General features: G+C 69.8%; 13 protein-coding genes. 8 read left to right on the forward strand and 5 right to left on the reverse strand.

The genetic code is table 11. The features are described 5' to 3' along the window. Positions 1-261: 261 nt before the first annotated feature. The 3 genes from fmdA (at position 262) to MMF94_RS37340 (ending at position 3,061) form a co-directional block, all read left to right on the forward strand. Positions 262-1,515 (forward strand): formamidase, encoded by a 1,254-nt coding sequence (gene fmdA, locus MMF94_RS37330; protein ID WP_241042192.1) that lies wholly within the window; start codon positions 262-264, stop codon positions 1,513-1,515. A gap of 230 nt (positions 1,516-1,745) precedes the next feature. Beyond that, complete coding sequence (locus MMF94_RS37335; RefSeq protein ID WP_241042193.1) at positions 1,746-2,186, forward strand: helix-turn-helix domain-containing protein; 441 nt, start codon at positions 1,746-1,748, stop codon at positions 2,184-2,186. Continuing rightward, positions 2,183-3,061, forward strand: coding sequence for an alpha/beta fold hydrolase (locus MMF94_RS37340; RefSeq protein WP_241042194.1), 879 nt, complete (start codon positions 2,183-2,185; stop codon positions 3,059-3,061). The genes MMF94_RS37335 and MMF94_RS37340 overlap by 4 nt, the downstream gene beginning before the upstream one ends. Here the strand turns inward: MMF94_RS37340 and MMF94_RS37345 are convergent. Both MMF94_RS37345 and MMF94_RS37350 read right to left on the reverse strand, forming a co-directional pair. Then, on the reverse strand, positions 3,036-3,671 hold the full coding sequence (locus tag MMF94_RS37345) for a GNAT family N-acetyltransferase (RefSeq protein WP_241042195.1): 636 nt from the start codon (positions 3,669-3,671) through the stop codon (positions 3,036-3,038). The genes MMF94_RS37340 and MMF94_RS37345 overlap by 26 nt on opposite strands. 69 nt (positions 3,672-3,740) lie before the next feature. Next, positions 3,741-4,016 carry a hypothetical protein gene (locus MMF94_RS37350; protein WP_241042196.1) on the reverse strand — a complete coding sequence of 92 codons (276 nt, stop codon included), beginning with the start codon at positions 4,014-4,016 and terminating at the stop codon, positions 3,741-3,743. A 193-nt stretch (positions 4,017-4,209) separates the two neighbouring features. Between MMF94_RS37350 and MMF94_RS37355 the strand changes: the two genes are divergently transcribed. The 3 genes from MMF94_RS37355 to MMF94_RS37365 all read left to right on the forward strand — a co-directional run bounded on the left by MMF94_RS37355 (position 4,210) and on the right by MMF94_RS37365 (position 11,248). Further along, on the forward strand, positions 4,210-7,173 hold the full coding sequence (locus MMF94_RS37355; RefSeq protein ID WP_241042197.1) for an ATP-binding protein: 2,964 nt from the start codon (positions 4,210-4,212) through the stop codon (positions 7,171-7,173). Positions 7,174-7,338: 165 nt separating this feature from the next. Then, positions 7,339-10,095: an ATP-binding protein gene (locus tag MMF94_RS37360; RefSeq protein WP_241042198.1), complete on the forward strand. Its 2,757-nt coding sequence runs from the start codon at positions 7,339-7,341 to the stop codon at positions 10,093-10,095. A gap of 199 nt (positions 10,096-10,294) precedes the next feature. Further along, positions 10,295-11,248 carry an alpha/beta fold hydrolase gene (locus MMF94_RS37365; protein WP_379660319.1) on the forward strand — a complete coding sequence of 318 codons (954 nt, stop codon included), beginning with the start codon at positions 10,295-10,297 and terminating at the stop codon, positions 11,246-11,248. A gap of 29 nt (positions 11,249-11,277) precedes the next feature. On the opposite strand, the gene MMF94_RS37370 is transcribed toward MMF94_RS37365, so the two are convergent. Continuing rightward, entirely contained in the window at positions 11,278-12,762 is a 1,485-nt protein-coding gene (locus tag MMF94_RS37370) for a GMC family oxidoreductase (protein WP_241042199.1), read from the reverse strand. Between the two features lie 242 nt (positions 12,763-13,004). On the opposite strand from MMF94_RS37370, the gene MMF94_RS37375 reads away from it, so the two are divergent. Beyond that, positions 13,005-13,436: an Ohr family peroxiredoxin gene (locus MMF94_RS37375; protein ID WP_241042200.1), complete on the forward strand. Its 432-nt coding sequence runs from the start codon at positions 13,005-13,007 to the stop codon at positions 13,434-13,436. Between the two features lie 19 nt (positions 13,437-13,455). Here MMF94_RS37375 and MMF94_RS37380 read toward each other — a convergent pair whose 3' ends face one another. After that, positions 13,456-14,298: an SDR family NAD(P)-dependent oxidoreductase gene (locus MMF94_RS37380; protein ID WP_241042201.1), complete on the reverse strand. Its 843-nt coding sequence runs from the start codon at positions 14,296-14,298 to the stop codon at positions 13,456-13,458. A gap of 109 nt (positions 14,299-14,407) precedes the next feature. Between MMF94_RS37380 and MMF94_RS37385 the strand changes: the two genes are divergently transcribed. After that, positions 14,408-14,899, forward strand: a complete 492-nt coding sequence (locus MMF94_RS37385; protein WP_241042202.1) for a hypothetical protein — start codon at positions 14,408-14,410, stop codon at positions 14,897-14,899. A 21-nt stretch (positions 14,900-14,920) separates the two neighbouring features. On the opposite strand, the gene MMF94_RS37390 is transcribed toward MMF94_RS37385, so the two are convergent. Next, positions 14,921-15,409: a universal stress protein gene (locus tag MMF94_RS37390; protein WP_241042203.1), complete on the reverse strand. Its 489-nt coding sequence runs from the start codon at positions 15,407-15,409 to the stop codon at positions 14,921-14,923. Positions 15,410-16,012 lie beyond the last annotated feature (603 nt).

Below are 16,012 nucleotides of genomic sequence, written 5' to 3' on the forward strand. Positions count from 1 at the left end.
CCGCTGTCGATGATCGGCTGATTTCACCTGGATCGGGTGAGGCCCATGGGCGTCGGGCGGAGAAACCTGTGTGGACGAAAGGCCGCCGCTGCCCGTGTGCGGCCAGCCGTGCGGAGCCGGTCACGGGCAACGGCCGTGTGACCATCGGAGCGTTGCGATGGCCGACGTGATCCACTCCGCGGTCCCTGCCATCTCGGCGTCCACGGGGTCGACGGACACGTTCATTTCTCTTCAGCGAATCGGAGACTACGGAGAGATCCAATGCCCAAGGTCGTGTTCCCGCTGGACAACAGCAAGAGCTTCACCGATCAACAGATCGTCGGCCACAACCGATGGCACCCCGACATCCCCGCGCATGTACGGGTCAAGCCCGGGGACACGTTCAGGGTGGATTGCCGGGAGTGGTTCGACGGCGCGATCCACAACGACGACTCCGCCGACGACGTGTTGAACGCGCCGTTGCCGGGCGTGCACGTGCTGTCCGGGCCGATCGAGGTGGAGGGTGCCGAGCCCGGGGACCTGCTGGTAGTGGACATCCTCGACGTCGGCCCCGTGCCGCAGGAGGACTCCGGGCCGCTCGCCGGGCAGGGCTGGGGCTACACCGGAATCTTCGCCACGCAGAACGGCGGCGGGTTCCTGACCGAGCAGTTCCCCGACGCCTACAAGGTGATCTGGGACTTCCGCGGTGGCGTGGCGACCTCCCGGCACATCCCTGGTGTCTCGTTCGTCGGCATCGTCCACCCCGGGCTGATGGGTACCGCGCCCTCGGCGAACCTGCTCGCCAAGTGGAACGCACGTGAGCAGGAGCTCATCGACACCAACCCGACACGGGTGCCACCGCTCGCGCTGCCACCCCTGCCCGACTCGGCCATCCTCGGGACGCTGGAGGGTGACGAGTTCAACCGGGTCGCCCGCGAGGCCGCCCGCACTGCGCCGCCGCGGGAGAACGGTGGCAACCAGGACATCAAGAACTTCACCAAGGGAACCCGGGTCTTCTATCCGGTCTTCGTCAACGGCGCAAAGTTGTCGATGGGCGATCTGCATTTCTCCCAGGGTGACGGTGAGATCACTTTCTGTGGAGCCATCGAAATGGGCGGCTTCATGGATCTCGGGGTCGACCTGATCAAGGGCGGGATGCAGACCTACGGTGTCTCCGAGAACGCCATCTTCATGCCCGGCACCACGGATCCGCAGTTCAGCGAATGGCTGGCCTTCTCGGGTACCTCGGTGACGCTGGAGGGCAAGCAGCACTACCTGGACGCGCAACTGTCCTACCAGCGGGCCTGTCTGCATGCGATCGACTATCTGGTCAAGTTCGGCTACACGCCGGAGCAGGCTTACATGATTCTGGGCGCGTCACCGATCGAGGGCCGGCTCTCCGGAGTCGTCGACATCCCGAACTCGTGCTCGACGGTCTACATCCCGACCGCGATCTTCGACTTCGACGTCAGCCCGGGCAAGGGCGGGCCGCACCAGGTCGACCCCGGCCAGGGCGTGCCCAAGGCCAGCTTCTGATCTGACACACGGACAACCTTCTGTCCCGGCTCCGGCTTCGGCCGGGGCCGGGACAGGCTCTTCATGAGGCGGGACTGCACCTCGCCGGTCGCTGAGCTGATCAGCAGCAGGGTGGCCTGCGTGATCGTGGTGAACCGATCGAGGTCGTGCACCGCGCCGTCGATCATACCGAAAACTTCCCTATCCGCCCCGTGAGATGGCGAAGTTTGAGGTCTGATACGGTAGTTTACGTGACGCAAGAGTTGTTCACGGCAGACGAAGTCGCCGACCGGCTGGGTCTGCACGTGCGTACGGTGCGCAACTACATCCGCGAGGGGCGGCTCACGGCCGTGCGGATCGGCAAGCAGTACCGCATCGCGCGCGCGGACCTCGAGGCGTTCACCGGGCGGCCTGCCGAGCCCGCCGTCCGCGACACGGTCGTCCGCCGTCGCCATGTCGGGGTGTCGAGCATCGTGGAGATCGATGCGATCAGCCCCGAGACGGTCAGCCGCCTGAGCACCGTACTGACCACTGCCACAGCCCATCGCCGCGACGGCGACGGGCAGTTGCGCCTGAACATCGTCTACGACGAAGAGCGCGCCCACCTGAAGATCGTCGTGCTCGGCAGCTTGTCCACGAGCGCGGACATCTTCGGGCTGATCAGCGCCGTGATCGAGGAGCCGGAAACATGAGCGAGATCTACCGGTCGGAAGCCGGGGCCCGCCTGCTACGCGAGCGCTATCTGCAGGCGCTGGAGCGCTGGCCGGTCGAGAACGAACGGTTCCACGTGCCCACGCGCGAGGGCGAGACCTTCGTCATCGCATCCGGCCCGGCCACCGCACCTGCGCTGGTGCTGCTCCACGGCTCCGGAGGCAACTCGGCGCAATGGATCGACAGCATTGCGGAACTCGCCACGCATTTCCGGGTGTACGCCGTCGACGTGATCGGCGAGCGCGGCCTCAGCGCGCCGTCCCGCCCGCCCATGGCGTCCGACAGGTACGCGGTGTGGCTGGATGGGGTACTGGAATTCCTCGGGCTGGAGCAGGTCCGGATCATGGGGATCTCCCTCGGCGGCTGGCTCGCGCTGGACTACGCCACGCGGCGGCCCGGCAGGGTGGAACGCCTGGCGTTGTCGTGCCCGACGGGTATCGGCAGGCAGAAGAAGGGGTTCCTGCTGAAGGCCCTCCTGCTGAATTCTCTCGGGCGGTGGGGCCGGCGTAAGTCGGTGACAGAGGTGCTCGGCTCAGGGTTGTCGACCATGGAACCCGCGGTCGCCACGATGGTCGTCGAGGAGGTGATGCTCGTCGCGGAGAACTACCGCTACCGCATGGGCGAGCTTCCCGTGTTCGACGACGAGACGTTGCGACGGCTGACCATGCCCGTGCACGTACTCGTCGGGGAGCGGGACGTCATGGTGGATTCCGCGGAGACCAAGCGGCGGCTCGAAGACACGGTCCCGCACGCGACGGTGCGGCTGCTTCCGGGCGTCGGTCATTTCATCCCCGCGCAGCCGGATGTCGAACTGGAGTTCCTGACGAGCGTCATCCAGGGGGAGCACCACGCGTGAGTCCTGACGGGCCGGAGTCCGGCACCCTCAGCGTGAGCCGCATGCAAACCCGATCCTGACCCGGACCGTCATAGTCGCGGTGCACCGGCACACCGTCGATCTCGTAGTCGCTCGGTTCGAGTTCGAACCCCATCGCGCGGTGGAACGAGATCGAGCCGGAGTTGGCCGGTGAGGTGACGGCCCGGATGTGGTGGCGTCCCGCGGCGAGCGCTCGTTCGAAGAACGTGGTGTAGAGGCGGTGGGCGACACCGGCGCGCCGTAGGTTCGGGTTCACGCCGACGAAGTGGACGTAGGCCTCCTCCGGGTCACTGGTCGGGTGCAGTCCGATGAGAAAGCCTGCGAGCACATCTCCACGCTCCATGACGAAGCTGGTTTCGCGGAAGAACTCCACGAACAGCCGGGGCAGCAGCAAGGAAAGCTGCACTGCCTCCTGCGGGGTGCGCGAGTCGCCCCACCAGGTCTGGATCGCGCGAACCAAGACCGCATGGTCGTGGGTACGCACCTGACGCAGGTCGGCGCCGCCGTTGTCCCTGCCCGAGCGCACGATGTCGGTCACCTCGCCGGTCGGCGTCTGCAACTCCCGGCTGGGTGCTTGCTCGGAGAAGGTCATGACCGCGCGGTCTCCTGTCGAGGTCGCTGGAGTCGATCTTCCGCCCGCCGCCCGCGGTGCTCGATGATGTCACCGTCGGCGAGGACGCCTGCGCCGGCTGTGGCGAAGGGTGCGGCGGCGCCACCGATCACGAGCGCGGCCCCGGCCGCGATGCCGCGCCGCCGTCGTCCGAGCCAGGATCGAGGCGACGTCGGCCGTGTCGGCGATCATCCCGAGCCTGAGGCCGGCCCGCGGGCGGTACGTGGGTCCGAGCAGGGTGGCCAGCGCGATGGCGAGCTCGCGGGCCCCGAACGCGCGCGCGAGGAACCAACCGACCGGCCGCTCGCCGTGCGATCCGGACGCCATCCCCGAACTCGACAGCGTTCCGGCGGCGCGCGAGTTCCCGCAGCCCGGGTGCGGCCAGGGTTCCTGCCCGGGAGTCGCCCGGGGTCGAGGTGAGGCGAGACGCGCGACAGTGCTCCAGGGGCCGAAGTCCGCGGGACGGACCTCGGCCCCCGGCGCCGGACGCATCGTCGCCGTCCACAGTCGGGAGCTCACCATGTCGTCGAAGTCCAGCGAGCCGGGCCGGCATCGTGCGATTCTCGCCGCCGTCGATGCCGGTGGCGCTGCGGCGCCGGCACCCGCCGGGCAGGTGGCATACGCCAGGTGGCCCCGAACCGCTCCCGAGGCGCTCGACGAGGGCAGGACGCTCTGGGCGACGGCGGCGCCGGAGGACGGGCGTTCCACCAGTTGGTCGACGGTGCGCGAGCACCGCACCGCGTTCGTCGGACGTGCCGCAGAGCTCACCGCGTTGCGCTGCATGCTCGACTCTGCGGTGGCCTGTGAGGGCTCGGCGCTGGTCATCCGCGGTGAGCCGGGAATCGGCAAGTCCGAGCTCCTGCGGGCGTTGCGGGTCGAGGCGGAGCTCCGCGGCATGTCGACGCTGGTCTCGAGTGGCGTGGAGGCGGAGGATCGGTTCCCCTATGGCGCGCTGCACCAGCTGCTGTATCCCCTCGCGGGGCTGCTGGAGCGCCTGAGCCCGGCCCGGCGTCGCGCGCTGCTCGGTGCCTTCCGGGTGGAGGAGATGCAGGAGGACAAGTTCACGGTTGCGCTCGCCACGCTCGAACTGCTCGCGGAGGCGGCCGCCGCACGACCCGTTCTGCTTCTCGTCGACGATGCTCAGTGGTTGGACGAGTTGAGTGCCGCGGTCCTCGGCTTCGTCGCGCGCAGGCTCGGCGGCCACCGGATCGTCGCGGCGGTCGCGGCCCGGTCCGGCCACGGGGAACCGCTCGGGCGCAGCGGCCTACCCGAGCGCGCGCTGTCCCGGCTCTCGCCGGACGACGCGGAGCGGCTCCTGACCGCACGGGCGCCCGACCTCGACGCCGGCGCGCGGACTCACATCCTCACGCACGCCGCAGGACACCCGTTGGCGCTCGTCGAACTTCCCGGGACGTACCCGAGCGCACGAACGCTGCTGCCTGGCAACTGGAGCGTTGTCCCGCTCACGGAACGCCTCGAACGGACCTTCGCCGGGCGCCTCCGGGACCTTCCCGAGGACGCACGCGCGTTCCTGCTCACTTTCGCGGCCGACACCGCGTGCGGCCTTCGGGTCGTCATGGACGCGGCGTCGATGATCGCACCGGAGCCGGTGACCACCGACGCCATCCACCATGCGGTCGACGCCGGCATCGTCGAGTACGCCGATGCCGGTCTTCGCTTCTCGCATCCGCTGACGCGGTCGGCGATCTACTCGACCGCAGGACTCCACACCCGGCTCGCTGCCCACCGGGCACTTGCCACGGCGATGCGGCGGCGCCCTGCACAGGCGATCTGGCACCGCGCCGCCGCTGCGCTCGGCCCGGACGACCAGCTGGCGGAGGAGCTGGAGCAGTTGGCCTGCGCGGCGAGTGGGCGACAGGCGGCGACGGTCGCACTGACCGCCCTGCAGCGTGCGGCCGCACTCGCCTCGGACACGGAACGCCGAAGCGCCTTGCTCGTGCGGGCCGCCGAACTGGCCACCGAGGTCGGTGCCCACGGGGAGGCCCGGGCGCTGCTCGACGAGGCAGACCCGGGTGAGCTGAGCGCGGTCGGGCGCGCGCGCCTGCTGAACGTCGCCGAGGTCGTGGCGTTCGATCCGCACGACGGTGACCGGTGGATCACACAGCTGACACGGGCCGCGGGCACGGCGAGCGGGGCGGGTGAGCGCGAACTGACCGGCAGCCTGTTGTGGCGCGCTGCCACGCGATGCTTCTTCCAGGGCGCGTCGCCGTCGGCGCGGTCCGAGATCGTCGCGCAGGCCGAGGCGCTCGACTCCGTCGAGCAGGACCCCCTGGCGCTCGCCGTTCTCGCCTACGCCTCGCCCGAGCGCTGTGGACCGGATGTCCTCGATCGTCTCGAGAGGTTGAACGGCCGGGACTTCGACGCCGACGGCCTGCGGTTCCTGGGCAGCGCACACCTGGTACTCGGCGACTTCCCCCGATGCGTCGACCAGCTCACGCGGGCGGCCGACGTGTGCCGGATCCAGGAGCGGGCCGGAATGCTCGCCAGAATGCTCGGTGCGAACGCATACGTGCGGATCTGGCTCGGCGACCTGGACCGGGCCCACGCCGAGGCCCAGGAGTCCCACGCCATCGCCCGTGAGAACGGCGAGCACTTCACCGCAGCTGCCACCCGTACCAACATCGCGCTGGTCAGTGCGCTGCGAGGCGACCAGCACACCGCGCAGCGACAGCTCGACCACATCGCATCCAGCCGGCTGGTGCCGGGGATGCGCTACATCCTCGCCGGAGCCCGGCACGCGCGCGGCCTGCTCGCACTGCTCGACGGGCGTCCCACCGAGGCATTCGAACACCTGGCAGCCACCTTTGACGTCGACCAGGACTGCTACCACCCGGTCATCCGCTGGTGGCTCGCACCGGATCTCGCCGATGCCGCCGTCGCCTCCGGCAACACAGCACACGCCCAGGAGCTACTCGCGGACCTGCCGGCGCTGGCCCGCCGGCTGCCCACGCCGATGCTGCTCCTCGCGACGAGCTACACGGCGGCCGTCCTCGCCCCGGAAGCGGAGGAGGACGACCGGTACCAGGAGGCTCTGCGCGGGGAAGTCGGCTCCTGGTCCCTGTACCGCGCCCGCCTGCACCTGCATCACGGCAAGCGCCTGCGGCGCCGTCGGCGACCGTTGGACGCCAAGGAGCCGTTGCGGCGGGCGCGCAACGTCTTCGACGAGCTCGGGCTCAGACCGTGGGCCGACGAGGCTCGCGCGGAGCTGCGAGCGACGGGGGAGGCGACCTCCCGGCGAACATTGGGGGTCGGTGGGCAGCTCTCCGCCCAGGAACGTCAGATCGCGACGCTCGCCGCGGACGGCCTCACGAACCGGCAGATCGCCGAGCGCCTCTATCTGTCGCACCGGACGGTGGGGTCCCACCTGTACCGCATTTATCCACGTCTCGGCATCGCGAACCGAGCGCAACTGCGCAATGCCCTCGACCGCGCCGAATGCGCGGGAGCGGAGGAGTCCGCATAGCAGCGGACTCGCCGAATTCGCCTACCTGAATGAACGGATCGACTCCGGTTTCTGTCGACGTTCATCGTCGGTCGTCGCCGTGTTCCGGGGCGGCGGTACGGTTGACGAAAACGCGTACCGCATCGTGCGGCAGTAAATGAGCGGACAGGTAGGAGTGGGGGGCGAATGCCGCTTTTCGGGCGGGAAGCGGAGACGAAGTGCCTGGCCGAGCTGATCGACGGGGTGGGGAAGCGAGGCGGCGCTCTGATCGTCCGGGGGGAGGCCGGCATCGGGAAGTCGGCGCTGCTCAGCGAGGCCGGCCGGCGCGTCCCCGGTTCGGGCATGCGCATGCTCTCCACCACCGGGGTGGAGTGCGAGCAGCATCTGCCCTACGGCGGGTTGCACCAACTCCTGCGTCCGATCCGGGCCGGTATCACCACCCTCCCCGGCCCGCAGAGCGATGCACTCCGCGCCGCGCTGGGGCTCGCGGACGAGGCCGTGCCGGACGTCTACCTCGTCGGGCTGGCCGTACTGAACCTGCTGGCCGACGCGGCTGCCGACTCCCCGCTCGTGCTGATCGCCGAGGACGCCCAGTGGCTGGACCGGTCCAGCGCCGACGTACTCGCCTTCGTGGCGCGCCGTCTCGAGTCCGAGCCCATCGTGTTGATCGCGACCATGCGTGACGGTGCGGCGTCACGCCTCGATGATGTGGGCCTGCCGTCGATGCGGGTCGAGCGGCTACCGGAGGACACCGCGGCTGCGCTTCTCGACGCGGCCGCGCCCGGCCTCGCACCGGCGGTCCGGTCGCGGCTGCTGAAGGAGGCGGCGGGCAACCCGCTGGCGCTGACCGAACTGCCCGCCACCGTGCAGTGCCTGGGTGGTGCCGATGCGATGCTGCCGGCCGTCCTGCCGCTGACCTCGCGCCTGGAACGGGCTTTCACCGCCCGGGTGGCGGGGCTACCCGCCGACACCCGCACGAGCCTGCTGATCGCGGCGCTCAACGACAGCGGCTCCCTCGCCGAGACGCTGGATGCCACGGCGTCGGCCCTCGGAACCGCCGTCGGCGTTGCGGTGCTGACTCCCGCTGTCGAAGCCCGGCTGATCGAGCTCGGTCCGAGCACAGTGACCTTCCGGCACCCGCTGATGCGCTCCGCGATCCCGCAGGCCGCCGACGCCGGCGAGCGCCAGACGGCTCATCGGGCGTTGGCCGAGACCTTGTGCGGGCAACCGGACCGGCGCGCCTGGCACCGGGCGGCCGCCACCGCAGGCACGGACGAGGGTGTCGCCTTCGAGCTGGAGCAGGCCGCTGACCGGGCACAACGCCGGGGTGGGGTGGCCGGTGCCATCGCCGCGCTGGAGCGCTCGGCGGGGCTGAGCGACGCACCGGCCCGCCGCGCCGAACGGCTCCTGCGGGCAGCCGACCTCGCGGTCGAGTCCGGCCGGAAGGACGTCGTGGAGCACCTGTTGGCCCAGGTCGCCACGTTGGAGCTCTCGGCGCAGCAACGCGCCCGGGCCACCTGGCTGCGCAGCGGTTTCGATGACGGGATGCGCGATGGCTTCGCCAGGCCGATGGACCTCGCCACCCTCGCCGAGACGGTCGCCACCGATGGGGATGTCGATCTGGCCACGCGCATTCTCTGGGGCGCCGGGATGCAGTGTTTCTGGACGGAGCCGGGCTCGGTGGCGCGTGAGCACATCGTGGCCGTGGCGGACCGGCTGCCGATCGACGACGCCGACCCCCGCATGGTGGCGATCTCGGCCTACGTCGCCCCGATCGAGCGCGGCGGGACGGTCGTGACAGCCCTGCGCGAACTGGCGGGCCGCACCGACGGTGATCCTCAGGTGCAGCGCTTTCTCGGCAGCGCCGCGTTGCAGGTCGGAGCGTTCGACCTGTCGGCACGGTTCTCCGCCGGCGCGCTGTCCGGCCTGCGCGCGCAGGGCAGGCTCGGGTTGCTGACCAGGGCGCTGGCCGTCCAGGCGTGGAGTTCGGTGCGCCTGGGTGACCTCGCAGTCGCGCTGCCTGCGGCGGAGGAGGCCGGCAGGCTCGCCCTGGAGACCGATCAGCCGTTCATGTACGGGCTGGCCAGGGCCGTCGAAGCCGAGATCGCGGCGCTGCGCGGCACCTACGATTCGGCCACGGTGCTGGCCGCGGAGGCCGAACGGGTGGGCCTGGCAGCAGGGGCCCGTCCGGTGCTGGCCACGGTGCAGGTGGCGCGCGGCCTGACCGCGTTCGGAGAAGGCCGCTACGCCGACGCCTTCGCGGACCTGCGGCGGATGCACGACCCCGCCGACCCGGCCTATCAGCTCGCCCTGCGCTGCTACGCAGTCGCGGAACTGGCGGAGGCCGCCATCCGCACGGGCCAGGCCGACGCGATGCGCGAGATCCTGCGGGAGCTGGAGACGTTCGCACCGACGACGTCGTCGCCGGCGCTGCACATCGGCCTGCGCTACGTGCGGGCCGTTCTCGCGCTGGGTGACGAGGCCGAGGATCTGTTCAAGGCTGCGCTCGGTGCCGACCTCACCGGATGGCCGCTCGAGCGCGGCCGCGTCCTGCTCGCCTTCGGAGAGTGGCTGCGGCGTCAGCGGCGCGCGGCCGAGTCCCGTGTGCACCTGCGGGCGGCCCGCGAGACGTTCGACGCCGTCGGGGTGATCCCGTGGAGCGAACGGGCACGCGCGGAGCTCCGCGCTTCGGGCGAGGCAAGCCCGAACCGCAGTCCGAACGCCCACGACCAGCTCACCGCGCACGAGCTGAGCATCGCCCAGTTGGCCGCCGACGGGCTGACCAACCGGGAGATCGGTCAGCGGCTCTATCTGTCTCACCGGACGGTGAGCACGCATCTGCACCGGATCTTCCCCAAGCTCGGTGTCAGTTCTCGTGTCGAGCTCGGGGCTGCGCTCCGGCCGTCCGCCGAAGCGCCCGACACGTCGACGGTGGCGAGGTGACGTACACCGACAGCGTCATCCGACGGTAGCGAATTCGGCTGACCCGTACCTATGGTCACTTGTGTGTCACACGCCGAATTCAGACTGTTTCCGTGGCGATGACGTCAGGGGTGGGAGCGGTAGTTGCGCATCGGGGTTCGGGGTGCTGAATAGGAGAGCCTTTTCGCGGGCTGTCGCGGCAGCAGTGACGTCCGCATCGATTGCGTCGGTCACCGGTTGTGCGGAGGCTCGACCGACGCCGCCGAATCCGCCGACGCATACGTCGTTCAGTTCGGTGAAGCAGGTGGAAGCCGGAGTTCTGAACATCGGATACGCAGAAGCCGGGCCCGCCGACGGTCCCGCGGTCATTCTCCTGCACGGCTGGCCCTACGACATCTACAGCTACGTGGACGTCGCCCCGGTGCTGGCGTCGGCGGGCTACCGCGTGATCGTCCCCTACCTGCGCGGCTACGGATCGACGTCCTTCCTCTCGCCGGTGACGTTCCGCAATGGGCAGCAGACGGCCGTGGCCACCGACATCATCGCGCTCATGGACGCCCTCGGGATCGACAAGGCGATCCTCGGCGGTTTCGACTGGGGATCCCGGACAGCCTGCGTGATGGCAGCGTTGTGGCCCGAGCGCTGCAGGGCACTCGTGTCCGTGAGCGGCTATCTGATCACCAGTCTCAAGGCGAACCTGGAGCCGTTGCCGCCGGCAGCGGAGCTGGGATGGTGGTACCAGTACTACTTCGCCACGGATCGCGGCGTGAGTGGCTACAGCAGGAACAGGCACGACTTCAACAAGCTGATCTGGAAGACCGCTTCGCCCACGTGGAACTTCGATGACGCCACGTTCGAGCGCACGGCGGCATCGTTCAGCAATCCGGATCACGTCGGCATCGTCATCCACAACTACCGCTGGCGGCTGAGCCTGGCCAAGGGCGACCCGCAGTTCGACGCACTCGAGCAGAAACTCACCGGAGCTCCGATCATCGCGGTGCCGACGATCACGATCGCCAGTGACTTCGACGGCGCCGCCGCGGACGGAGCCGCGTACCGCAAACAGTTCTCCGGCAAGTACTCCCACCGGGTGCTGAAGGGCATCGGGCACAACGTGCCTCAGGAGGCGCCGCAGGAGTTCGCCCAGGCCGTCATCGACGTCGATCGTTCCTGATCGTCGGCGCACTGATCGTCGGCGGCAGGTCATTCCTGGATCAGGCTCGCCGCTCGCTCGGCTATGGCCACGACGGTGGCGAGGGTGTTGGCGGAGGGGATCGAGGGCATCACAGAGGCATCCGCGACACGAAGACCGCTGATTCCCCGCACGCGCAGGTCGGTGTCGACGACGGACATCTCGTCGCTGCCGATACGGCAGGTGCCCACGGGGTGGTAGTAGGACTGTGTAGCGGCCCGCAGGTACTCGCGCGAGGTGGAACCGTCGGCGCCCGGGCCCGGCGCCACCTCGGCGTCGCGCCAGCTGCCCAGCGAGCTCTGGTTTCCGATCTCCCTGGCGAGCCGGAGTCCGGTGACCATCATCTCGAGGTCATGGCTGTCGCCGAGGTAGTTCGGATCCAGCAACGGCGCCGCGTCGGGCCGTGCACGTGCCAGCCGCACCGTCCCGCGACTGCGGGGCGCCATCGCGGAGAACGCGATCATGTACTGGTCCTCGACACCGGGCTGCGGTGTCAGGAAGAAGGCCTGCAGGTCAGGAGCGTCCACGTCGGCGGCGCTGCGCATCAGCCCGAGCACCTCGATGTGGTTGTTGACGCCCATCGGGACCGACCGGCCGGCGCTGTAGACCACTCCGGAAACCGGGTGGTCGTGCAGGTTCTCGCCGACGCCCGGGAGATCCACGACGACGTCGACCCCGACCTGATGCAGGTGCGCCTGCGGCCCGATGCCGGACAGGAGCAGCAGGTGGGCCGTCCCGATGGTCCCGGTGGTGAGCACGACCTCGCCTGAGCAGTCGGCCGAGATCAGCTCGCCGCCGACGGTGTAGTCGGCTCCCACGCACGTCCCGTTCTCGACGCGGATCCGATGTACCAGCGCGTCGGTGACGACGTCGAGATTGGGCCGGTCGACGACGGGCCGGAGATAGGCATCCGCCACGCTCTGCCGGGCACCTTCGACGATGTTCAGGTCGGTCCAGCCGAATCCTTGTTCCAGTCCGCCACTGATGTCGGTGGCCTTCAGGTGTCCGGCTTCCAGGGCGGCCTCCAACCCGGCAGCGGCGAGCGGGTGGGGCTGTGCCGCAGGCGCGACGACCATCGGTCCGTCGATCCCCCGAACGCCCGCCGCACGACCCGTCGCGCTCTCGCTGCGACGGAAGAACGGCAGCAGGTCGTCGAATCCCCACCCCGGCGCCCCCGCGGCCGTCCAGGCGTCATAGCTCGAACGGTGCCCCCGTGCGAAGACCATCCCGTTGATGCTCGACGAACCACCCACCGCACGCCCACGCGGGACCTGGACGACCGTGCCGGTGCCCGGTTGCTCGACGGTGACGCTCTTCCAGTCGGCCGGGCCTCCCAGCAGCGTGAGCCACGCGGGCGGCGTGGCCATCTCGGGCAACGGATGACGAGCGCCGGCTTCCACGAGGAGCACGCGCGCATCCGGATTCGACGACAGGTGCGTGGCAACCACACATCCTGCTGTGCCCCCGCCCACCACGACGTAGTCATAACTGGACATGAATGCGCCCCCGCCCCCACAGCTCGCATCTGATGCCCCGCGTCTTCGGCTGCGCGGGCACCGGTGCACCGTAGATGCAGTTGGGCTTGCGCCCGCAACTGCCGGGTTTCGCTGCCGGTGTACGTCACTTCGTGGGGGCGCCTTACACCGACAGCGTCGTTCGACGGGCGCAGCACCGGGCAATGCTGCCTACGGTCGGAAAGGTCCGCTCCTTGGATCAATCCGACAAAAGGGAGTTCGCCGTGACCGAGAACACTTACACCGCTGTCGTCACCGCTGCCGGAGAGGGTCGCAACGGAGGCCGTGCTCTGTCCGATGACGGTCTTCTGGACGTCACTCTCGCCATTCCGAAGGCGATGGGCGGAGTCGGCGGGGCCACCAATCCGGAGCAACTTCTCGCCGCGGGCTGGGCGTCGTGCTTCCTCGGGGCGGTCAAGCGCGTCGCCGCACAGAAGAAGGTGCCCGTGACGAACCTGGCTGTGATCGCGGATGTCACCCTGCACCACGACACGCAACTGGACGAGTTCCTGCTCAGCGCGGCGCTGCACATCGAGCTCAGCGGCGTCGACCAGCAGACCGCGGATGAGCTCGGCGCGGGCGCCCACCAGATCTGCCCCTACTCGAAGGCCACCCGTGACAACGTTCCGGTGACCATCGACGCGACCGTCGTCTGAGCCGCTTGCCCCGCCGACCTCAACCGTGATCCGGTGCGGTGTCGGCGTGCCAGAGTTCCGGGCCGCCGAGCCCGTGCTCGTCGTTCCAGGCGACGGCGTCGATCGCCGAGGCCGTTCGCCCGGTCGTTCCACGCTGCACTGCGAGGTGCAACGCTGCCGGGACGATGTGCTCGGGGCGAAGGTAGGGCGGGTTCACGAACCCGGTGGCGGCGCGCGCGGCGGCCATTTCGGCCGAACCCGTCGTCATCGTCGGACCGGGGATCAGGACGTTCGCTGCGATGTCATGGCCGCGCAGCTCCTCGGCGAGGGAGAGGACCATGCTGGCAAGCGCTGACTTGGACGCCTCGTAGGGCTGGTTCAGCCCTGCCGAACGGGAGGCCTGCCACTCGCCGGGCGTCACCGCTCGTGTCATCGCGCCGATCGTGCCGATGGCGATGACGCTCCCGCCGCCCGCCCCGATCAGCAGCGGAACGAACCGGCGGAGGACGGTGAGGGTTCCGAGGACGTTGACCTCCAACATCGCCCGCCAGTCGGCGTCGCTCGCGTCGAGCACCGTGGACAGCCCGGTGGGCTCGAACAGGCTCCGCTGACGCAGCGCGGCATTGCTGACGACCACGTCGACGCGGCCGAACCGGTCGATCGCGGCGTCCCGGGCCGCCGCAATGCTGGTGCTGTCGGTGATGTCGGCGGCGACGGTCAGGACCCGGCGGGGGTCGGGCTCGTCGAACGGCTCCACGCCTCCCGGGTCACGGTCCACCGCGATGACGGCGGCGCCCTCGCGCAGGAACCCGTTCGTCAGGGCTCGCCCGATGCCCCGGGCAGCCCCGGTGACGAGCACGATCGAGTCGGACAGCTCTGTCACAACGCATCTCCTTCACCGCGGCCGCCTTCGTGACGACATCGGATCAGGACGGCGGTGCCCCCGTCACCCTCTTCCGGTCATGTGCTCGTCTGCCCGTAGGGTCCGCCGGGTGCGGATTCGCGGTGCGACCCTCGTCATAGTGGCCACCGCGATCACTGCGGGGTGCGCCGGGGAGCCATCGTTGGACGCGCTCGGTGCTGCGTCCGGTGGTGCGAACGACAAGGGAAGCGTCGTCGCCACGCTCGAGGCACTCGGCCCGCCGCCCGGCCCGCCTCGCCCCGCTCCGATCGAGATCCCTGCCAGCCCCGTGGATTTCTTCCGTGCGCAGATGTCGCTGTGCTCGCAGTACTCCAGCCTGGCGGGCCGCGGGAATGACAACTACCCGCATGTGGAGATGGACCGGTTCCGCCGATCCGTTCTCGTGCGTGAAATCGACCGCGACACGGCCCTCATCGAGGACGGCCGCGGCACCCGCCTGGTCGTCGACCAGTGGAAGACGATGGGAATCGTGCTGCCGTCGTCCGGCCGGCCCGAGGACGTGATGCCGGCGCCGTACCGGCTGGGTTGCCCGCCGGATCGGTTCGTCGGTAGCTTCGGTTGACGCGAGCGAGGCGGGCGCTGGTCAGGTGTCGTTCTCGGCGTGCCGCCCGACGAGCAGTGGGCACGGGGTGTTGTGGAGCAGGTGCTTCGTCGTGCTGCCCAGCAGGGCATCCCGTAGCGCGCTGTGCCCGTGCCTGCCGATGACAAGCGCGGCGGCGTCGACATCACGTGACACCTGGACGAGCGTCTCGCCCACGGTCAGTTCGTCGGCGACGGCCATCGCCTCGGCCGGCATCCCTAGAGAGGTGGCTATCCCGGCGCCCTTCCGGGCCAGCTCGAGGGCGTTGCTGTAGACGGCCTCGTCGAGCTTCGCGGCAGACCGCAGGTCGAACTGTGCAGGCGGGAGGTCGAGACCGGTGCTCGGGATCGTGGCGTAGTCGTAGGCGACACCCGCCTCCCACACCACCACGACCAGACCGGGCCGCGGGGCCAGGAGCTCCGCAGCCTCCTGCAGGGCACGCAGGGCGGCAGGGGAGCCGTCGAAGGCGATCACGACCGGACGAGAGGGCATGGAGCGGAGTTCCCCGCAGTGGCCGCCACAACCGGGTTCGGGCAGTTCAGCCCACGATCGTGGCGCCGAATCGACGACGGTGAGTCGGCCGCCTCGTCCAGGGCGGTGCACAGCCTGCCGGGTTGCGGGCCGGTTGCCGGGCCCTGACGGTGCGAGTCGCGGGCTCGCCGCGGGCCAGCCCCATGGAAGCGAGGAGAAGCCGGGTTCGGACTGCCTGAACCGGCGCCGGCAGCGGCACGGGGCGCGGGCGGCCGGACCCGTTGATCATCGGTTCGGGCCCCGGAGCCGTGTGTGACGTGGTTGCGGGTCCCGGTGTGGCGATCATGACAGTGTGGCTTGCCGGTCGGTGCAGGACATGGTGAGGGCGCCGGGGGAGTTGTCGATCCCCCGGCGCCCTTGTGTGATTCTCGAGGTGAAGGCGTGCCTCATTCACTGCGATCCGAGCCCGAGCGTGACGTGCCACCTGCGGCTTGCAACAGGTCAGGCGGCCGAGTAGAGCCCGGTGTGGTCGTCGGACCCGAGTACGTCGTTGCCGTAGAGCTCCTGTACCCAGTTGGTCTGGTAGACGGTGTCGAGGTAGCGCTCGCCCATGTCGGGGGCGAG

This window comes from Pseudonocardia alaniniphila, from assembly GCF_022524485.1.
Taxonomy (GTDB): Bacteria; Actinomycetota; Actinomycetes; order Mycobacteriales; family Pseudonocardiaceae; genus Pseudonocardia; species Pseudonocardia alaniniphila.

What these genes read in the sequence shown, in the direction of transcription:
- MMF94_RS37360 (WP_241042198.1), top strand. Translation starts at nt 7,339, where the DNA reads ATGCCGCTTTTCGGGCGGGAAGCGGAGACGAAGTGCCTGGCCGAGCTG.
- MMF94_RS37345 (WP_241042195.1), bottom strand. Translation starts at nt 3,671, where the DNA reads ATGACCTTCTCCGAGCAAGCACCCAGCCGGGAGTTGCAGACGCCGACC.
- MMF94_RS37370 (WP_241042199.1), bottom strand. Translation starts at nt 12,762, where the DNA reads ATGTCCAGTTATGACTACGTCGTGGTGGGCGGGGGCACAGCAGGATGT.
- MMF94_RS37390 (WP_241042203.1), bottom strand. Translation starts at nt 15,409, where the DNA reads ATGCCCTCTCGTCCGGTCGTGATCGCCTTCGACGGCTCCCCTGCCGCC.
- MMF94_RS37340 (WP_241042194.1), top strand. Translation starts at nt 2,183, where the DNA reads ATGAGCGAGATCTACCGGTCGGAAGCCGGGGCCCGCCTGCTACGCGAG.
- MMF94_RS37355 (WP_241042197.1), top strand. Translation starts at nt 4,210, where the DNA reads ATGTCGTCGAAGTCCAGCGAGCCGGGCCGGCATCGTGCGATTCTCGCC.
- fmdA (WP_241042192.1), top strand. Translation starts at nt 262, where the DNA reads ATGCCCAAGGTCGTGTTCCCGCTGGACAACAGCAAGAGCTTCACCGAT.
- MMF94_RS37350 (WP_241042196.1), bottom strand. Translation starts at nt 4,016, where the DNA reads ATGGCGTCCGGATCGCACGGCGAGCGGCCGGTCGGTTGGTTCCTCGCG.